An 18,423-nucleotide genomic window follows, 5' to 3' on the forward strand; every position below is an offset into this window, starting at 1 on the left:
TGCCGCTGATGATCTCGCGGCCAGTGATGCGACCACCGCCGTCATCGGTATCAACCAGGCGCTGGCTGGCCAACAGCACGATATCGCCAGATAGAATGGTCATGGGGTTACCTCGATAAGGCGAAGGGTGATTTCATAAGGGGTGTACTCGTCAGGATCAGCAATCCGATACAGCTGCTTAGCCTCAAAGCCACCGCCACTTTCACGGCGCCACAACACCGTGAAGTGGCGCCCATTTAGCTCAAGTGGCATCCGTGCCGATGGGGCTGACGCTAAGGCATAAAGCGCGACCACTGCCGAGCGCTGCACCCAAGCCTCGCCATCGGATCGCAGCGTGATCGGCCGCCCCTCAGACTGGGCCGCCTCTTCAACAATGATTGCGCCCGATAACGTTGGCGTGATCACCTGTCCGATAGGCTCCCACTCAAACTCATCACCCCAATCCAGATCATCAGGCAATTCAATACCGGCCAATTTAATCATCAGCTTCTCAATCCTTGCTGTTGCAACAGGCGCAGCAGCGCATCCAGATTCTCTTCATCGGACTGGACTTGTGCATCACCGCTGGGGGTTTTAAGGTGAATAGTGACCGTCTTGCCGCTCACAGGGCGACGTTGGTCATGTTGTATTTGGGCTTTAAGGGGAGAAGCGTTGGTCTGTTGGGAGGTGGTCTGAGATTTATCCACTTCCTTCTGCTGCGCTTTACTCAGCTCTTTCTGGAGCTGTATCCGCAAAGCTTTCATCTCCTTTTGGAACTTCTCGCCGTAATACTTGCTCCACTCGCTGTAGGCCGGAATATCTTTGACCTTCTGGCTGTAACGGGCGAGTTCATCCTCGACACCAGCCAAGGTATTAGCCAGAGCATCGGCATTGCCGCGCAGCTGGTTGATATCTACTGTCTTGTAGAAGAAGGAGCCGGCATTGACGGTGCGGGTTACCTCCCCACGGCCAGATGAAGAGTTCATGGCGTTGACACTCGCCATGGTATCTTCAACGTCACTCTTGGTCTTCTGTGCCTCCTGCTGCACCCCCTTTAGGCTTTCCTTCATGGTGTCAGCAGCTACTTTGGACTTGTCGGCGGCGGTGTTGAAACCATCGCCTATCTCGGCTGCTTTGCGCTTGGTATCCTTGATCTTGTCATCAAGGAAACCCAACCCCCGCGCCTGCTCCTGTGCCGATAGTTTCCCTGCCTGGCCCAACTGCACCCAGATTTTCCGCAGCTCCTCGAGCTCCTGCGCAGTATCAGCCTTGTTCACTGCAGCCTTCATCGCGGCCGCAATCTCTAACGACGTAGCGGAAACATCGGTGGCGATGGCGCGGAAGGTGTCGATAGTGGCACGGCCAACTGCATCGATGCCGGTTTGCAACGCCTGATAATCAAGACCCAGGCGCCGCAGCTTCTCCGCCAATACTGACTCGGTCACTTGAGCGGTACTGACAGCCCCATTTTTCATGGTGTCGAAAGCCGCCATAGCCTGCACCTTCAGCACCTCAAGATCCTGCAGGCTCATATCCTGCAAGCTTTTGCGCAGGCCGGCATCAAGCTCGGTCTGGGTAAGCTTGCCCTGCTCCTTCAGTGAGTCGAATGCCAGTCCGAGATTTTGCAGTGAGGTCGGGTCGCCGATCTTCAACGTACTGAACAGCGTGGTGATACTAGTGGCCGTCTCCGAGCCCTTGGCTTTGAGCTGGTCAAAACTGCTGATCAGGTTAAGTACGGCAGGGCGGCTCTTGGCATCCATCACCTGCGCGGTCAGATCCGCCGCTGCCGCCAGATTGGTAAAGCCCTGCCGCATACTGGCCAACGCTGCATCGGCCTGATATTGCATCGCTTCAGCTTTGAGGCCAGATGCTTCCAGCGCCTTTTGCACCTGCAGTTGCCCTGTCAGGTATTCGCGGTGCCCCTGCAGGCGCTGTTCATAGGCTGTCCGCTCGATGGCTGAGAGATTGACCACCTCCTGGGCACTGAGGATCTGGATGTTCTTGAACTCCTCAAACTGCGCCATGGTAGTCATCCCCTGGCGCTGCAGCTGGTTGAAGAAAGCTCGAGACTGCTCGGCCACCCGCTGCTCTACCTCGCCCGCCTCACCCATCTTGGCGGCCCAGATCCCGGCATCTTGAGCCAGTTGGGCCAGCCCCTTGCCACCTTCATAGGCCAATAGGGCCAGTGCGGCATAGGCAGCACTGCTACCGAGGCTAATATCCCCCAGCACCCCGCCCACTTTGTTGCCCTTTTTCGCCATATCTTCCATGGCGTCGCCGGCTTGGCGAGCATCGGGGGCCACCCGGGTTTTGAGCACATCAGCAAACTTGAGCAGGTCAGTGCTCCACTGCACCACCTTCATGGTGGCCCACGCCTTGACGGCTAGTGCAATGGCCCCGCGCCACTCCACCAGTCCCTCAACGAACTCCCGCAGTCCAACCACTGCAACCTTGAGGCTATCTGACATCTCCCGCGCCCACGCAGCCAGTGAGCCATCGGCGGCGGCAGCCTTGATCTGCGCCGTGACACTTCTCAACTCATCCTTGATGTAGTTGAAGATCCCCGCATCAGCAACGGCCAGCTCAACCCGGTTCAACTCTTCAACAAAGTTGGACCAGATCCCGCTGAAGGTGTTGGACATGGCCTCAGAAGCCCCTGCCGCATCCTCCCCCATCGCCTTGATCAGCAGCTCGATTTCGGCGCGGCCCAGCTTGCCTGCCGTGGCCATCGCAATAATTTCGTCGGTGGTCTTGCCCATGGCCTTTGCCAGTAACTGGGCAGCAGGAACAGAGCGCTCGTTGAGCTGGTTCATCTCTTCGGCTTGCAGCTTACCCTTGGTATACGCCTGGCCGAGTGCGGTGATGACCCCTTCCAAATCCTGATAAGTGCCTGCCGTTTTAGCGGTGTAGTCAGCGGTGGCTTGCAACACTCCGTTATAGGGGTCCAGACCGAAATTCTTGGCCTTGATAAAGGCGGTGGTGATTTCATTAAGCTGGAACGGTGTCTTTTCATTGAACTCACGCAGCCAGGCCAACGCCTTTTCGCCACCGGCAGCGCTGCCCTCGACACTCTTGAGTGATACGCCAAGGCGTTCGATCTCATCCGCGGTGCGCACCATGCCAGTGGTGCGGGCAATCAGCTGATCAAAACTGAGGTAGGCCGCAGCCGCGCCGGTGATCCGCCCGATGAAATCACGCCAGCTTCCACCGCCATTTTGTACGCTCTGGCGCAGGCTTTCGGTGCTCTGTTCAGCCTGTTTGGCCTTCTGGCTGTATTCGCTCAAGCCGCTGGCATTGGCTCGCAAGGCGCCAGCCTGTCCGCTCAGCTGGTTTTTCAGATAGGCGATCTGGCTGGCCGCCTGCTGGCTGGCGGCCTCAACCCGTTTCTGCTCACTGGCCAGCTTGCGAGTGTCGATCCCGGCATCGGTCAGCGAACGGCGCAGCCCGTTGAGGGTCACGTTCTGACGCTGATACTGAGTATCCAGGGATTGCACTTCACGGCGGGCCGAACTGAACTCACGAGTCTGCTGGCGCAGCGCCTTCTCACTGGATTCCAACCCACGCTTGAGCTCATTGGTTTGACCTGAGCTCTCTTTGTACTGATCGCCAAGCAAGCGCACCTGCTCACGGGCATCCTTAAGTGCCTGGCGCTGCTCCTTGGTGACAGTGGTGGCTTCGCTGTTTGCTTGGCGCAGCAGATCAACCTTTGCCTTGGCTTCAGCATGTGCAGCGGCCAGCCGTTCGGTCTCCTGCCGGCTGGCGCTATAAGCCGTATTGGATGATGTCAGCTCTTGCTTGGCATCAGCCAACGCCTTACCCATGCCAGTGGCGCGGGTACGGGCTTGTTCCAGCCCATCACCCAAATCAGCGGTACTGCGCTTGAGGTTGGCAAACTGGGTAAGGGTTGCACCCTGTTCACCAAGTCGCTGCAGCTCATCGCCAAGGCCACTTACCTGCTCGCTGCTGGATTCGGTCTCACCGCCAAGGGTATCGACCTCTGCAATGAGTTTGCTGATCTCGGCCAGCCCTTCCACGGCGGCGCGGATCCGCAGCTGGATATCGGTATCGTTGCTGGCCATGGGGATCCCTCAGAAATGAAAAAACCCGCCGAAGCGGGTTTTCATGTAGAACTCAAAAATAAGTTAAATATGTCATTTTGATCTTGAGAATGAAATCACATCACCTGTTTTAAATGAATCAGGACTGTGTTCCTGCGGCTCTTGCTGCTCTCTCATATCTTTAAGTCGAGACATTTGGACCACATCGGCAGATTGTCCAGATAAATACCCAGTAGGCAAACCAGATAACATTTCAATATCTACAGTAGACAAACCTATAAACCCCGAAACACCATCCATAGTCATCACACCATGTGATATAAGCAACTCTAAAGTTCTTTTCAACAATCTCGGTTGCTCTGGTTTTCTGGTGTCATCACCAGGCTCTGCTTTAACTCCCCATCTAGCTGAGCGGCGTTTATACAAAAGTTGCTTCTCATCATCACCAATAATGCCTAATGCATAAAGCCGCATGATTATGGCAGCAACCGAAACACCGTACCTTTGTTTCACTAGTAACAGGCTATCAAGAGTGACGGGAGTTCTAATCTCTTCAGCAAAAAACTCTGCCGGCATTAAAAATGCTCCAGCAAACAAGTGTGCCTGATCTTCTTTTTGCTTATATTTAACAGCATCCAGAGACGGTTCCATACCTTTATGCAAAATGAGATGTCCAATCTCATGTGCAAGATCAAATCGACTCCTAAAGCCATTTCCTTTATCAGCAGACAAAAGAATAAATGGTCTATCTGGTAAGACAGAGCTCCATCCGGACAACCCTTCGATTTCAGCGGTTCCGGTTTCTTCTCTCACCAGAACGATACCATTCCCTTCTGCAGCAAGGGCTAAATCGGGTATTGCTCTATTACCTAACCCCCAAAGTTTTCTACACTCATTTGCCGCGCTTTCAATATCCTCACGGCTAATCTCATCTAGAGATTTAAAGTTACGCACTGGTAACTTTAGTTCAGGAAAATCGACAAACTCTGACAGCCTAGTAACAATTTCATCAACCCATTCCATACGCGCAGCAAGCATAGCTCTTGCTGCAACATGAGCAGAAGCATTACTACGAAATAATGGCTTAGACATCTTTGGTAATAATGGTCTTGTAAACCACTCAGCAGAAACATTAACCACTGATGCTAATCTATCTAATGCTTCAGCACTTGGAGCTTGTAGACCAGAATTCCATTTACTAATCGTGGGAGGAGAAACTCCAACCATCATAGCCAGTTGAGCTTGTGATAATCTACGAGCTGCTAAAATTTGAGCTAATCGCCCAGTTTGGAAATTATTTATACCGCGGCTCATGAGCCATCCCTATCGTTTTCTTCAATTTTTTTGATAACACCGGCTTTCAGTGTAACAACTGCTTTATCCTCTTGCTGAGGAGCCACTTCATATCTTGATAAAAATAAACCTATAGGTTCGTGAAACAGGAATGATTTTCCATCAGCACTAGGTACTGTCACATATATTGCTACAGGACTTTCAGGTTGCTGCTGTAAAGAACCTGAATAGCAGCACAGTATAAATACTGTTGCATTTGTAACACTGCCATCTTCATCAAAAAGATCTGGTTGAACTAACTGCTGGATTCGTTTGTTTTCAGAAATTCTAATTTTCTTTTGTTGGCTTTTAAAAAATTTATTCCATTTGTTAGAGCAATAATTTTCTCGAAGAATGGTGAAAATTCCACTACGTCCTTCGACAATTTTATTGCCTCTTAACTTTTGAGGATTACATCCATTGGCTTCAAAAACCTCGTGAAAAAGCTCATTGGAATGCCAATGCCGTTGCGTTCCCAACACTGTCGCTCGATGACCAGGATCACTTGCCATTGCCGCTTTAGATGCTCTTTCTGCAGCAATATAGACTGCATCTTGAAGACCAAGCACAAGATCTCTAGGTAAGCTCTTCAGCAACAGATCCGCAATTTCTGACTTTTGCATTGATGGCACATCCCTTTGAGCAGGTTTCGTTAAGCGAGATTTTACATCAAAAAAGTTTCGCGTGTCTATGTTTCTTGATGCAGTTTACGGATGAGGGCTCTACGATCTTGATGTTTGACTGAGCCTACGGCATGCCAAACACCTAAACGATTCAGTTGAGGATTTCCATGCGATACGGCTCGGTTTTACCAGGTTGCGTCACGAGAGAGCCTTCCAGTTCCCCTTCCATAAACTCGCCACTCATCAGCGCCAGTGTGCCCTGGGCAGCCAGCATAGCCTGGTCGATGGTAACGCGCACCCGTTGGCCGGGACTTGCCAGGTTCTCACCGTCGATCAGGAAGTAACGAGGCTTCAGTGTCTCAGTGGTACCGGTGTAGGTAGTGCCAGACACCGCGGCCTTGGTATAGCTCACCTTGCAAGCAACTGCAGCCTGGTCGCTGATGGCCATCACCATGTTGCCGTTGACCTTGTAATCGGTATCCAGCACTAGCACTGTATTGCCGGCACTAAGTTTGACCGTGATGCTGCCTGGCTTGATGAATGAGGTAACCAGCTCAACCCACCCGTCCTTGCTGAGCGTCGCCAACTCATCCACAACTGGCGCTTCCGCCTGGTTGAAGGCGACCTGTTTGCCTGCAATAGCATCAGCCAGCAATTGCTTGCTCATTGAGTCCCACTTGATGGAGAGCTTGGCCGGGTCTTTTGGCAACTGAACAGAATCCAGTGCCTGGCCGAAGGTGCTGCGCTTCTTGGAGATGCGCGACTTCTCTTCCGTGGTAGGCGGGGTGACGGTGATTTCGTTGACGTTGATGGGACCAATCAGCGGCCCTTTCACTCCGTTATTAATCTCGGCGATGTAGACATCACCAGCCAACAGCAGGCCTTTGTCGATAAATGACATGCTTGGATGCTCCTATGGTATCCAGATGGTGGTGCCAACCTAGAGGCTGGCGGTATAGGTGAGGCTGAATTGGATCGAGGTCAACAATGTGTCACTACCGACCTCTTCGGGTTCGAGGTTAATGTTGCCCACGGAAATGGTAAGCAACGAGGTACCGGGTAACGGGATCCCTGCCGTCGATGGCACCAATGCCGCCAGCACCTCCGATAACAGTTGGTCACGACCCGCACGGCCTGCGCTCGCGGGTTGATAGAGGTCCACCTGAATATTTCGGGTGCGCTTCCACTCCCGTCCACGCCGTTCCGGCTTTCCTTCGCTCAACTCGCGAAAATGTGCCAGCGGTAACGGGGTATGCTGGTCAATCTGCGGATCGCTGTCGCATATCTGCGCTTCCCCAGATAACGAGGTCACGCTGGCCAGCTTTTCCAACAATGCATCACTGATGAGGGTCGCTTCTTTCATGTCATCGCCCTGGTAAAGGTACTGGCCAGCTTGGCTTGTAGCGCGGCCAGGTATTGCTCGGTGATGATGTCATTCCACCAGCCCCGCAGCCCCACCCCGCCAGCCATCACCAACCGCTGTTTGCCCGCCTTCTGATAGCGGATCATCGGGCGGCGCTTCTTGCCATAGGGGTTGATAAAGCCGTAGACCTGCACGCGCTTGCCACCGCGTAGCACCCAGACGCTGGCTCGCGTTCCTGTGCCATCTGTGCGCTGACTGGCGAATTTAACCCGACTGAACGGCACCTTTTTCAAGTCCAGGCTGAGGGTGGCCACGTCATGGGTCACCGTGGCCTTGTCGAACTTGATCCGGGCCCTGACCGATGCAGTATTGAAACCGTCGGCCGCGATCCGGCTCACCATGTCATTGCGAGTATCGCGGGCTACCTCATTGACCACCGCCACCAACTGCTTGCGGATCTTGGCAGGTAGCTCCTCAAAAGCCTCTTTGCTCTCGCTCAGGCCAGTGACGTTGATCGCCTTGGCCCTGCGCTTACGGCTCAGTCCCCCCGGCATCAGACCACCATCACTCGCAGCGTGGTGCCGTTGTCACTGCCCTCAACTACCCCGTCGATGCGGTATTGCCTGCCACGCTGGGCAATCTGGTCCCCTTGCCGGGCAAAGGGATAGACCAGCTCCGGCAGGATAAGGTCAATCTGACGACGAGGCTCACTGCGCGCCCCCACCATCAGGTTCTCTGCCGCCATAAAGGCGGTGACCGGATAGGCCCCCCCATGTTTCGGGATGTAGGTGGCCGGTTCGCCGGAGAGTTTTCGGACTGAGATCTGCACTGCCCCTGGCTCACGGGCCATATCTTCAATCAGATACCAACAGTGACTTCCTTTGAGCAGCTGTCCCGGCAACAGGTCAGGGCACGATCGCACCGTGATCAAGGTGGTACCGGTGGCATAGATACTGGCTTGCGCCTCGCGCCCTGCCGCTTTGGGGTCAATGACCTTTGCCCATAGTTTCCCCAGTGATGGCCATACGGGGGGCGATCCAGTAGCTGCTCCAAAGCGCATCAGCCGGGTATTTAGTTCGCCACTTTTAACCATGCTTCCCCCTAGCCAATCACGATTTCACGATAGGGATGGATCAATGACTCATACGCCAGCGGTAAGGTCGTGGCGATGGTGCCAGTGACGACCGCCTCCCGATTGGTGTACCAGTGACCGATAAGCAGCAAGGCGGCTAAACGCAGCGCTGGTGTGAGGACTTGCCCCTCCTCCCCAGCTGCTACCAACGGTTTGTTGATATCGGACTGAATGTGACTGATCGCCGCTTCAATCAAACCGGTCAGCAACGCATCTTCCTCGACCAACTCCGGCTCGATACGGCATTGCGCCTTGGCCTCTGCCACGGTGATCAGCAACATGGTTACTCCTCACCCAACTCGGCCAACCCTTTATCAATGACCCGCAATACCTCATCTACCGCAAGGCGGGTCACATCACCCCGGCTGTAGTTTTTCCACGGGCCAGTGAAACGCACCAATACCTTGTCGTCGGCAACTGACGCGGCAGGCTCTTCACTGGCGTCAGGACCGATACCATCAGTCATCTCGGCAGCTGGATTGATCTCCGTCAGCGGCGGTGGTTCATCACCGGCTGCTGCGGTATCACCCGACTTATCGGCAGGATCTTGGTTTGCGTCTGGGTCGGGTTCAGAGGTTGCCCTTGTATCGGGAGCTGCAGTGGATGGGGGGGCGTCAGTTGCATGAGTGGTGTTCTCGCTCGGTTGTTCGTTGGTTTGTGGCAGCATGGTATCCGCATCGGCAGCCGGTCCGCCGTGGCCTGCCTGACTGGCAGCCCCCTCTTTGTTCAGTTTGGCCATGATGGCTCCTCGTCACTCTGGGTGGATGAAACAGGGCGACCCATGGGTCGCCCTGTACTACTCGGCTCTTGTTACCAGGTCACCTTGGTCCCCAGTGCCAAGCCCTCGGGGTGGCGGAAGCCCACATCATGGTTGCCGACCAGGCGGATCAGGGACTGGTTGCGAGAAAACGCGCTGACCATGTCACCGTTGCTATCCACGTAAGCCGCCTCGGTGGAGAAGTCCACGGTCATGTTGTCCTGCTCACCGATCACCACGTCATTGAAATCGGCAAAGTAGATCTCCGACTCGTTGGTGGCGGTACCGAGATTGACCGGAATGGTGTTGGTATGAGCAATCGGGTAACCCTTGAGCAGCCCGCTGGCCATCTCCGGATACACCTTGTTGCCGTTACCGTCGCGCAAACCGAACAGCTTCATCCAGGTGCGAGGGCTAAGCGCCCAACCCGGCTTGATCATCAAGGAATCAGACCCCATCAACATCAGGATCAGCGCATCGAGGTAGCCATCAATGGTGGTGAGGTTCTCCTCACCAGACCACTCTTTGAAACGAGCCGCTGCCGTAGCGACAGACTTGAAGCCGGTCGGGGTATTGTTGGTGCCATCGTCACGCAAGAAGGCTTTATCCTCCCGCACAGACATGGCCGCGATGCAATCACTCAGCACCAGTTGCTCGACGTTGAAGCCAGCGCGACCGATCAACTGGTTGCTGATGGGCACCAGGGTGATCATGGTCTTGGCAGAGAGTTTCACATCGCCGAATTGGCTGGCTGTGGCGCGGGCATCGATCCCCTCCCCCACATAGCTGGACTGAGCGCCGCCAGACATGCGCGGCATGCTGAGGTTACCGTTAGGCAATGGCACAACCCGGGCACCGAGCTTGCGCACCACAGTGCGGGGGCGCAGCAACTCGATCACTTCGGAGTGGAGGTTCTCGGGGATCAGGGCACCACCGGATCCGCTGGCAGTACTGATGGCCATGGCCACTTGGCTATCACCAATCTCTTTGGCTGCAAACTGTTCGGCCAGTTGCAGGTCTCCTTTGCCAGCCGCGACTGCCATTGCCAAACGGGCGAAACCCGCACCAGGGTACTGCTGGAGCTCCGCTTTGACGTGAATGGCCGGGGGGGCTTGGGAACCATGGGCATTGATCGGTACCGCTTGCGCGGCCATCAGGCGCTCGGTGCTCTCCTGGCGGGCGATGGCGGCACTGATCTGATTGGCCTGTAGCTCTAGGTCGGTGAACTGCTTGAGCTGTTCATCACTTAGCGGGGTGCCACTGGCTTCCAGATCAGCCAATGCTTTGATCTGGGCGATGATGTCGCCACGCTCGCGGCGGAGGGTTTCGATAGTTTTCATCGAGTGGTTTCCTTTGGACATAAAAAAAGCCCCTTATGGGGCTTATTGGGATGGGCTCCGCCGCAGGGCTAGAGCTGGTTCTGTAATTCGATGGTGCGGGCCCGTAGGCCGATGCTTGGCGCCGGTTTGTTCGTCTTGGCCACACTGGCTGCCAAGCCATTGAGATAATCTTGTGGCGTGGCCAACTCGTCAGCCAGCCCATTAGCAATTGCCTCTGCCCCGCTATAAAGGGCCGCTTGCGTAGCGGTTACCTGCTCAACGCTCAGACCGCGATAGCGGGCCACCGAGCTGACAAACAGGTCATAGGCTTGATCCATTCGGTGGTCGATGGCGGCCATCGCCCCCTCCGAAAGCGCTTCGTGCGGGGTACCGTCTTTTTTGCGATCGCCGCGGTAGAAGGTGGTGAAGTGGAGGCCGACCTGCTCCTCCCACTTGCTGACCTCCATGTGCTCCATGATGACCCCGACCGAACCACAGCCGCCGCTTTCGCTCACCACCACCTTGCTGCAGGCCGCGGCGATGAAGTAGGCCGCCGAGTAGGCGGAGAAGTTGACCAGCGCAGTAATGGGCTTGACGCTGCGCTTGGCATAAATGAACTCAGCCAGCTCTTTGCAGCCCACTGCCATGCCGCCACCGGAGTTGATATCGAGCACTACCTCCTTGACCCGTTCGTCAGCCAAGGCGGTAGCAATCTGCGCCCGCGCCCACTCGTAGCTGGTGAGCTCGGTGCAGGTGTTGTCAATTTGGCCTCGCCGGGCCACCAGGATGCCATGCAGCGGGATCACCGCCAGCCCCTCGATGCGGTAGCGCGATTCCCCCCGCACCTCCAGCGGCTTGGGCTCAAACCCATCTGGCAGGTCATCGCCCGCCATAACCTCTTGTTGGCTGCCCAGCATGCGGGGCATTAGCAGGCTCTTAACGCCAGCCAGCACCTCCTGGGTGACATAGAGCGGCACCCCGAAGGCCTGGCTTGCCAGGTGCGGGTAGTTGATCAGCTTTGGCATAGAATGGCCTCGATGTCGTTGAGTTGTTCGACGCTTGCTTTGGTGAGGCCATCCGACAATTTGCCAGCACCTATCATGTTGAGCGGGGTCAGGTAGATATCGCCGTTGGGGATCGGCGGAAGGTTCTCTAACCGGCGAATGTCATTGACGCTGAGCCAACCCCATTGCCGGCCAAGGGCGTATGACCCGTAGCGGCTCTTCTGGTCAGCCCGCATCAGGCCACTTAGATTGAACTCGATGTAGAGATCTTTGCGCTCCGCCGGCAGCAACAAATCGCGCATCATGGCGGACTCGATACGCTTGACCCACGGCAGCAGGGTATAGATGACAAACTGCAGCCCCTGGTGCTCGATGTTGTTATTGGTCGCCCGATCCAGCTCGCCGATCATGTGTGGCGGGATCTTATAAAGGCGGCAGATCTCGATAGCCCCTTGCTTGCGAGACTCCAGCAGCTGAGCCTGTTCGTTGTTCATCCCCATCTGCTTGTACTGCATGCCTTCCTGCAGCAGCGCAACCGAGAAGGCATTACGGATCCCGGAATGACGCTCAACAAACTTGTTCAAAAACGCATCGAGTTTGACCTGCGTATCAAACTTGGCGCCCTCTTTCGGGCTTTCAATCACCCCAGATAAGGTGGTGCCATTGGCAAACACGCGTCCTGCATGTTCATCAACGGCAATTGCCAATCCGACCGTATCCGGATTGGTCTGGATAGGTGAGAGGCCCAGATAACCATCCAAGCTAAACGCCTTGACGTGATGGACCATCCGCATCGGTAAGATCCGCTGACTACCATCCAGCAGTTGATAGTAGGGCAGTCCGTCGGGCCCTTTCAGTACCGCTATTTTGTCCGGATTGACTGGGATAAGTTCAGTGATATACCCCTTGCCATCCCGATCAATCAGGCTGTAGCTGTTGCCCCGCAGACCCAGGTGCCCCATGCGCAACTCGTTGTACTCGAACGCCGTGTCTTTTTGGTTTGGACTGGCATGGACAATATCGTAAAGCGGGTGTTCGGTAGCCCGCTTGCGTGACTCATCTTCGCGACGGTAGAGCTCGCAGGGGAGCTGTGCCACCGACTCGGCCAGCAAGGTGACACAGGCTCTGACCACCCCTTGCGCCAGGGCGGTGTCCGGTGTGACCAATACCCCTGACTTGGTGGCCTTGCCTGTCATGCTGCTGATCCACTGACTGAAGTTGCCCCCCTTGCGCGCACTGCCGAACATGATTGGCAGGAACATTAGCTATCCCCTTTGTTGCGCTTGGCAAAATCGGCTGCAGCCACTGCCCGGCTCATCAGCAATGACCAGACGAGGCAGAGCACGCCGCCCACCACCCAACCGAGCGGCGGGGAGTAGAGGCTGGCGCCATAGGCCAAGGCCGCAGCACCCAGCAGGCCCACGGTGAAAATTGAAAGTTGTGTCAGCATAAAACGTCCGAGGTTTCGTAGATGGAGCGGCCATCATCCCGTTCTGGCACCATGGCCCGGCCGATTGCCATCATCAGCGCGACCGCGCCGTCTATCTTTTGATCCGCGCTCTCTTTGACCGGGCGCACCATGTCATCGTTGCCGGGCAGATTCTTTCCAACCACGTTGCCAATACACCAGGTCATCAAGCTATTGCCATCATGGTGAAAGCGCCCTGCTTGAATGGCGGCCTCCAGCTCCTTCATGGCGCCAGACATGTTCTGATAGTTCTGGGTGATGGTGATGGGCGTCATTCCCTCGTCGGCAAGCGAGTGAGACAAAGCAATCGCGCCCGCCGGATCGAGTGGCGTCTCAATGACGTGATGCCGCTGCGCTGCAGCCTTTGCCTCCTCGAAGATCTCCCGATAGTCGATCTCGGCCCCATCGGTGGTACTGAGCTCACCAATGTTAAGCCACTTTTGATACCGCTCGGCCAAGCGTCGATTGTCGGTGTTGTAGACCGTATCTTCTGGGACCCAGAACTGAGGGGAAACCGAGTAGTAGTGCCGACGCCCGTCGATGTCACGCCAGAACAGGCGGGCCATTGAGTTCATGTCGAGCTTGCGAGCCAGATCGAAGCCAAGGATGCACTCATCACCCACGAACTGATCGAGGGTGAGGGTTTTATCCTCGCAAGCATTCCAGCGCTCCAGGTTGAAAAAGGCCGTCTTGGCGGCAACCCAGACGTTGAGATGCTTGGTCTTGAATTTGTTGGCCTGCCTGGCCTGCTGGGTGGCTTTGATCTGCGCCGATTGCAATTGCTCGGCATAGATTGAGACGCCCAAGTTGGGGTTGGCCTTGACCAGCATTGCCGGATCAGTCCAATCATCCCCCTCATCAATGGTGTAAATGATCCCGAATAACTCATCATCCGGCACCGTGCCGGCTAACATCTCAATCACTTCCCGCCGCTTGTCGTAGCAGGGACCATCGATGTTGTAGCCCGCTGTAGTGATGATCCAGATAAGCGGCTGACGGCGTGCGCCCATCCCCGTCCGCATTGTCATATAGAGATCATCCGTGGCGTGCTCATGGTACTCATCCACGACTGCGCAGGATGGCGACTGGCCATCACCAGGATTACCGATCAACGGCTCGAAGCGCCCTCCGTCTGCTGGGGTGCAAAGGTTGGATGCATTCACCTCGATACCGAAGCGCTCAAGCAAAGCGGGTGTCCGCTTGGCCATCAACCGGGCCGGGGTGAATACAGCCTTGGCCTGATTCTCGGTCGTGGCACCCGAGTACACCTCTGCGCCGAACTCGTTATCCGCGGCAAAGCAATACAATCCCACGCCAGCAGAGATCGCCGACTTCCCATTTTTACGCGGGATCTCGGTGTACACCTCACGAAAGCGTCGTAGGCCACTGCCCTTTCGTACCCACCCAAACGCCGCACAGATAACGAATAGCTGCCAAGGTTCCAGCGAGAGTTTCAATCGCTTAGAGGCCCACTCTCCTTTGGTATGGGGCAGCAGTTGAATGAATTTAGCAGCCCGCTCGGCTTTGTCCTTATCAAAGCGGTAGCGAAACCCAGCACTCTTCTCTTTTGCCAGATCATCTAGATGGCGCTGACAGGACTGGATCACATAACGGCAGGCGATGATCTTGCCCCGCACCACATCGCGGGCGTAGCCATTGGCCACGTTGACGTAGGGATAGCTTTTGCGTGCTGCCATCGGTCATCCCTAAAAATCGTTGAACGGGTTGCTCTCTCCTTTTTTCTGGTTGCCGCCAATCAGGCGTGAGCGACTGGACGGGTCCAGCCCGAGCAGGGCCCCATAAGTTGTCATTTGCTTGAGTGATTCGTTGGCCACGGTACAGGCTGGATTTTTAACCGGGCCACCGGTGGCACCTTCGACCACCAGGCCGTGCCGGGTGATCTCAATTTCAGCTCTGCGCCAACGAGAGTAAGCAGCGCAGAAGGCCTCCAGGTTATGCAGGTCGGTAATGCACAGTACTTCGGCCGCGCACAGCTCTTTGATGATCATGCCCCATAGCGTTGGAGCCCATTGATCTGCTGCCAACCACACTGGGCAGACCACCCCGAGCAGTGGGGTGAATTGGGGCTCATTCTGGTTGAGAGCTCGCTTACCTGGGTTGCCGGCCAAGCGCTTGGCGGATGTTGGTTTTGGCTTGCGACCCCGGCCCGGCACCCCCGCTTTTCCGGTCATGAGCCCTCCGGTTTTAATTTTTAATTTCGCGGGTATAAAAATTTCACGAGGCGGAGCAGTGGGGGAAGCGAAAAGCTGGAAGGATTTGATCCCCCCTACCCCCTCTGGTGCTTAGCCTGGCGGGCTGCCAGCGCCTCTGCACGAGTCTTGGTGTCGTGGCAGTGGTCACATATGCCCTGCAGATTGGACTGCGCATCGGTACCGCCGGCAGCCTTGTTGACGATGTGATCCACTTGGGTTGCGGGTGTCACGATGCCAAGGGCAAGGCACACCTGGCAGAGGTAGTTATCCCTCACCAAGATCCGCTTGCGCAACTTACGCCACGCCCAGTCATAGCCGCGATCCTCCGCGCTGACCTTGGCTACCTTCTTCCAGCCATCGAGCAGATGAACATGGGCAGGACAGTAACCATGGCGCTCGGTGGTCAGCTGGTGACAGGTCCGCTCGCGGCACACCTTGGGTACCCGTGCAGGCACATTCACCCCCTGAAATAGCTTTAACAACTGGACCTTGGCGTTACACTTACCCTTCACGTCAACGAAGGTAAGAGCACAACCTTATGAGCATCGAACAGCCGAAACCTGCCGAGACAACATTGGCAATCCGGTTACCAGAGAGCGAACTGCTGTCGTTCGAGCGGGCGGCTGAACTGCGCGGCATCTCTGTCACCAGCTTTGTCCTTGAGGCATGCCACCAACTCGCAGAAGCAACCATCATCGACAGATCGATCCTGGTAGCCGAGAAGCCAGCTTACACCTCGTTCTTGGATGCGCTGGGTAGTCCTCCCTCCACCAGTGAGCCGTTGAACCGTACTCTCACTTCAAAATCCCCTTGGGACCTGTAATGAACCTCACGACTCCCTGCTCACTTATCGATAATAAGTGAGCTGGTTAATGGGATTGGGTCAGGGAGAAGTAAGCTCTTTCGCAGGCAAGACCTGCTGTTCGAGCGCGGTCATACGCTCTTGCCAGCTCTCCCGCTCGCGCATCAGCCCGGCCGAGCACGTCGGCGAGCACCACGGCGGGCTGTCTGGCTGCATCGCCTGACTGGGCAACGCTGGAATGGCTGGCGCATTGACTGGCTCTGGCTGCCACGCGGCGGGCTTGCTCGAGCACCCCAGCAGCAACAGCACTGGCAGCAGCGGCATCAGTCTCAACCCGGGCGATTTGTTGTTCCGCATCTTGCCTCACCTTATCGACAGCACGCTGGCGGCGCTGCTCTTCCTCACGCGCCAGTTGAACGTTCTGGGCCCTGGCCTCTGCCAGTTCAGCAGATTGCCTATCCCATTTTGCCTGCCATGTCTTGCGCTCACCCTCTTCACCGGCTGAATGACCAGACTGGTAAAGGGCCACGCCACCACCGGCCAATGCAGCAATCACCAGTGCGCCGACCAAGAAGGAGAGCGCGTTGCTTTGCGGGAACAGTGCCATCACATCCCCTTACACTTGGCATTGAGGCGCAACCGGTCTTTCCAAAGCCCAGGGCACACTCGATTCCCTGGCACCGAGCAGTCCTGCTTGCCGGCACGCTTAAACAGTAAGATGGCTTCACAGGCTCCAGGGTAATCGCCAACGTTCAGGCGTCTCACGATGGTGGATCGGCAAAAGGCCCCGGGGCCGATGTTATGGGCAAGCTCGACATAGGCGTCGTACTCGAACTGATAGAGCGGTACCGAGATGCAATCCTTCAAGGCGAGCTCAAACGACCGCACCTCCCGCAGGCTTCGGTTGATAGCTTGCAGCGGGGTGATGGTATCGCCCATCTTGACCCCCTCGGTGCTACCAAACCCCAGCGTCGGCAGCGCAGTCCCGTGAACCGGGTCAGGATAAGCCACCGGCTCATAGCCCTCTCGATTCAAGATCCCCACAAACCCGGCCGCACTGAGCGTCAATGCAGCAATGGCAATGCGAACCTTGCTCATCACTCACTGCCCTGCCCAGAACGGGGACGAATGATGTTTTGCCACAAGAACCAGCCCATCTGGACCGCAATCCACAGGAGCGTAGCCACCAGCACCCAGTCATTGAGCGAGTAGCCGGCAAGCGTCATGCTGGATACTAAAACCGGAGGCCCAGACTTCACTGCGGTGCCACCAAGGGCTGCTGCGGTGGCCATGCTTTCCTCTTTGCTCATCCGAACCCCCAGAAACGAAAAAACCCCTGCAAAGCAGAGGTCTAGACGTAGAATGCAAAAAGGACCGCACCCGTTCAGGTGCAATCCTCCATCATTAGAAGCCACGTTAGCAAAAACTGCAGGCGATTGTCCAAGACAATCTTTCTATGCCCTGCAGCGACCTATCTCAACACCACCAGCCAATGGTTTATAAAACGTGAAATATTAACACCCAGGGTGCTACAATCTCTCAAATGTCAAACCGGAGGTTTATGGTTTTATGAAAAGTGACACCTCAGGAGTGAAAATATCATCAAAGATAAACTGGCTAGCCAACCACGCCCCCCCCGGTTCGTTGGTGCTGCAACCATGGCTCATAGAGAACGGTATCAGCTACTCCCTGGCCTCTAAGTATGCGAACAGCGGTTGGCTGAAAAAAGTGTCCAACGGTGTCTACTATCGCCCTAATCCTTATCAGAATTTGCTGCCTGATTGGACTGATGCTCTCGCAGCCATCACCAATCAACTGAATCGCCATCCCCACATAGCAGGTCTCACAAGCCTGAAATACCAAGGACTAAGTCACTATCTGCAACTCGGAAAAGAGCAGGTCTGGCTCGGTGGTGAGAGTAAGAGCTCTCTCCCAGCATGGTTTCGTGAGTTTGACTGCTCACCCTGGTTGTTTATCGGCACATCGAAACTGGCAGCGCAAAGCGAAAAAGATTTCACACTGATCACTGTACAGGGCAAAGAACTCCGAGCCAGCTGCCCCGAACTCGCCGCTTATGAGGTAGTCAACACGATAGGTAAACATATCAGCTTTGAACACGCAGCGGAGCTGTTTCAAGGCTTGACCAATTTGAGTCCTCGTAAAGTGCAATCCATATTGACACGAAGCAAGGCAGTCCAAACCAATCGGGTATTTCTTTTTTTCTCCCATTATTATCGCCATCAGTGGGCAAAGAGACTCGATGAAACCCAGATCACATTAGGAACCGGCAAACGCCAAGTCGTCGCACAAGGGCGTTTGGAACCTCGCTATCAAATCACCGTGCCAGAACCTTTTTCGTAGCATCAGAGATCG

22 protein-coding genes are annotated in these 18,423 nt (G+C 55.6%); 2 read left to right on the forward strand and 20 right to left on the reverse strand.

Translation table 11 applies throughout. The annotated features are described in order from the left end of the window. Positions 1 to 99: 99 nt before the first annotated feature. From ACW5W8_RS14100 to ACW5W8_RS14180, 17 genes are all read right to left on the reverse strand, one after another. Positions 100 to 483 (reverse strand): hypothetical protein, encoded by a 384-nt coding sequence (locus tag ACW5W8_RS14100; protein WP_148612089.1) that lies wholly within the window; start codon positions 481 to 483, stop codon positions 100 to 102. Then, the gene (locus tag ACW5W8_RS14105; protein ID WP_498628379.1) at positions 483 to 4,058 is read right to left on the reverse strand and encodes a tape measure protein; all 3,576 of its coding nucleotides are present in this window, start codon (positions 4,056 to 4,058) and stop codon (positions 483 to 485) included. The genes ACW5W8_RS14100 and ACW5W8_RS14105 overlap by 1 nt, the downstream gene beginning before the upstream one ends. A gap of 72 nt (positions 4,059 to 4,130) precedes the next feature. Continuing rightward, entirely contained in the window at positions 4,131 to 5,351 is a 1,221-nt protein-coding gene (locus tag ACW5W8_RS14110) for an XRE family transcriptional regulator (RefSeq protein WP_075114666.1), read from the reverse strand. Next, on the reverse strand, positions 5,348 to 5,992 hold the full coding sequence (locus ACW5W8_RS14115; protein ID WP_075114667.1) for a hypothetical protein: 645 nt from the start codon (positions 5,990 to 5,992) through the stop codon (positions 5,348 to 5,350). The genes ACW5W8_RS14110 and ACW5W8_RS14115 overlap by 4 nt, the downstream gene beginning before the upstream one ends. A 151-nt stretch (positions 5,993 to 6,143) precedes the next feature. Next, on the reverse strand, positions 6,144 to 6,893 hold the full coding sequence (locus ACW5W8_RS14120) for a phage tail tube protein (protein WP_498628380.1): 750 nt from the start codon (positions 6,891 to 6,893) through the stop codon (positions 6,144 to 6,146). A gap of 39 nt (positions 6,894 to 6,932) precedes the next feature. Continuing rightward, positions 6,933 to 7,355, reverse strand: a complete 423-nt coding sequence (locus ACW5W8_RS14125) for a hypothetical protein (RefSeq protein ID WP_498628381.1) — start codon at positions 7,353 to 7,355, stop codon at positions 6,933 to 6,935. After that, positions 7,352 to 7,909 carry a hypothetical protein gene (locus tag ACW5W8_RS14130; RefSeq protein ID WP_498628382.1) on the reverse strand — a complete coding sequence of 186 codons (558 nt, stop codon included), beginning with the start codon at positions 7,907 to 7,909 and terminating at the stop codon, positions 7,352 to 7,354. Before ACW5W8_RS14130 ends, ACW5W8_RS14125 begins: the two co-directional genes overlap by 4 nt. Beyond that, positions 7,909 to 8,184, reverse strand: a complete 276-nt coding sequence (locus tag ACW5W8_RS14135; protein ID WP_498628383.1) for a hypothetical protein — start codon at positions 8,182 to 8,184, stop codon at positions 7,909 to 7,911. Before ACW5W8_RS14135 ends, ACW5W8_RS14130 begins: the two co-directional genes overlap by 1 nt. A gap of 272 nt (positions 8,185 to 8,456) precedes the next feature. Further along, positions 8,457 to 8,768: a head-tail connector protein gene (locus ACW5W8_RS14140; protein WP_498628384.1), complete on the reverse strand. Its 312-nt coding sequence runs from the start codon at positions 8,766 to 8,768 to the stop codon at positions 8,457 to 8,459. A gap of 2 nt (positions 8,769 to 8,770) precedes the next feature. Then, positions 8,771 to 9,226, reverse strand: a complete 456-nt coding sequence (locus ACW5W8_RS14145) for a hypothetical protein (RefSeq protein WP_498628385.1) — start codon at positions 9,224 to 9,226, stop codon at positions 8,771 to 8,773. Positions 9,227 to 9,297: 71 nt separating this feature from the next. Further along, the gene (locus ACW5W8_RS14150; RefSeq protein ID WP_016349669.1) at positions 9,298 to 10,584 is read right to left on the reverse strand and encodes a phage major capsid protein; all 1,287 of its coding nucleotides are present in this window, start codon (positions 10,582 to 10,584) and stop codon (positions 9,298 to 9,300) included. Positions 10,585 to 10,652: 68 nt separating this feature from the next. Next, the gene (locus ACW5W8_RS14155) at positions 10,653 to 11,588 is read right to left on the reverse strand and encodes a S49 family peptidase (protein WP_498628386.1); all 936 of its coding nucleotides are present in this window, start codon (positions 11,586 to 11,588) and stop codon (positions 10,653 to 10,655) included. Continuing rightward, the gene (locus ACW5W8_RS14160; RefSeq protein WP_498628387.1) at positions 11,576 to 12,829 is read right to left on the reverse strand and encodes a phage portal protein; all 1,254 of its coding nucleotides are present in this window, start codon (positions 12,827 to 12,829) and stop codon (positions 11,576 to 11,578) included. Before ACW5W8_RS14160 ends, ACW5W8_RS14155 begins: the two co-directional genes overlap by 13 nt. After that, complete coding sequence (locus ACW5W8_RS14165) at positions 12,829 to 13,017, reverse strand: hypothetical protein (RefSeq protein ID WP_148612110.1); 189 nt, start codon at positions 13,015 to 13,017, stop codon at positions 12,829 to 12,831. Before ACW5W8_RS14165 ends, ACW5W8_RS14160 begins: the two co-directional genes overlap by 1 nt. After that, positions 13,011 to 14,732 (reverse strand): terminase large subunit, encoded by a 1,722-nt coding sequence (locus ACW5W8_RS14170; RefSeq protein ID WP_148612112.1) that lies wholly within the window; start codon positions 14,730 to 14,732, stop codon positions 13,011 to 13,013. Before ACW5W8_RS14170 ends, ACW5W8_RS14165 begins: the two co-directional genes overlap by 7 nt. Before the next feature lie 9 nt (positions 14,733 to 14,741). Continuing rightward, complete coding sequence (locus ACW5W8_RS14175; protein WP_498628388.1) at positions 14,742 to 15,227, reverse strand: phage terminase small subunit P27 family; 486 nt, start codon at positions 15,225 to 15,227, stop codon at positions 14,742 to 14,744. Positions 15,228 to 15,322: 95 nt separating this feature from the next. After that, positions 15,323 to 15,703 carry an HNH endonuclease gene (locus tag ACW5W8_RS14180; protein WP_408133614.1) on the reverse strand — a complete coding sequence of 127 codons (381 nt, stop codon included), beginning with the start codon at positions 15,701 to 15,703 and terminating at the stop codon, positions 15,323 to 15,325. A gap of 83 nt (positions 15,704 to 15,786) precedes the next feature. Between ACW5W8_RS14180 and ACW5W8_RS14185 the strand changes: the two genes are divergently transcribed. After that, positions 15,787 to 16,071: a type II toxin-antitoxin system TacA family antitoxin gene (locus ACW5W8_RS14185; RefSeq protein ID WP_323891589.1), complete on the forward strand. Its 285-nt coding sequence runs from the start codon at positions 15,787 to 15,789 to the stop codon at positions 16,069 to 16,071. 46 nt (positions 16,072 to 16,117) lie between these two features. Here ACW5W8_RS14185 and ACW5W8_RS14190 read toward each other — a convergent pair whose 3' ends face one another. From ACW5W8_RS14190 to ACW5W8_RS14200, 3 genes are read right to left on the reverse strand one after another with little or no spacing between them, the layout of a single operon-like run. Next, positions 16,118 to 16,657, reverse strand: a complete 540-nt coding sequence (locus ACW5W8_RS14190; protein ID WP_498628389.1) for a DUF2514 family protein — start codon at positions 16,655 to 16,657, stop codon at positions 16,118 to 16,120. Next, entirely contained in the window at positions 16,657 to 17,148 is a 492-nt protein-coding gene (locus tag ACW5W8_RS14195; protein WP_498628390.1) for a lysozyme, read from the reverse strand. Before ACW5W8_RS14195 ends, ACW5W8_RS14190 begins: the two co-directional genes overlap by 1 nt. Beyond that, a complete protein-coding gene (locus ACW5W8_RS14200) occupies positions 17,148 to 17,360 on the reverse strand; it encodes a hypothetical protein (protein ID WP_498628391.1) in 213 nt (70 codons plus the stop codon). Before ACW5W8_RS14200 ends, ACW5W8_RS14195 begins: the two co-directional genes overlap by 1 nt. Positions 17,361 to 17,619: 259 nt before the next feature. Between ACW5W8_RS14200 and ACW5W8_RS14205 the strand changes: the two genes are divergently transcribed. Then, entirely contained in the window at positions 17,620 to 18,411 is a 792-nt protein-coding gene (locus ACW5W8_RS14205; RefSeq protein WP_498628392.1) for a type IV toxin-antitoxin system AbiEi family antitoxin domain-containing protein, read from the forward strand. Positions 18,412 to 18,423 lie beyond the last annotated feature (12 nt).

The sequence above is a fragment of the Aeromonas aquatilis genome, assembly GCF_054052405.1.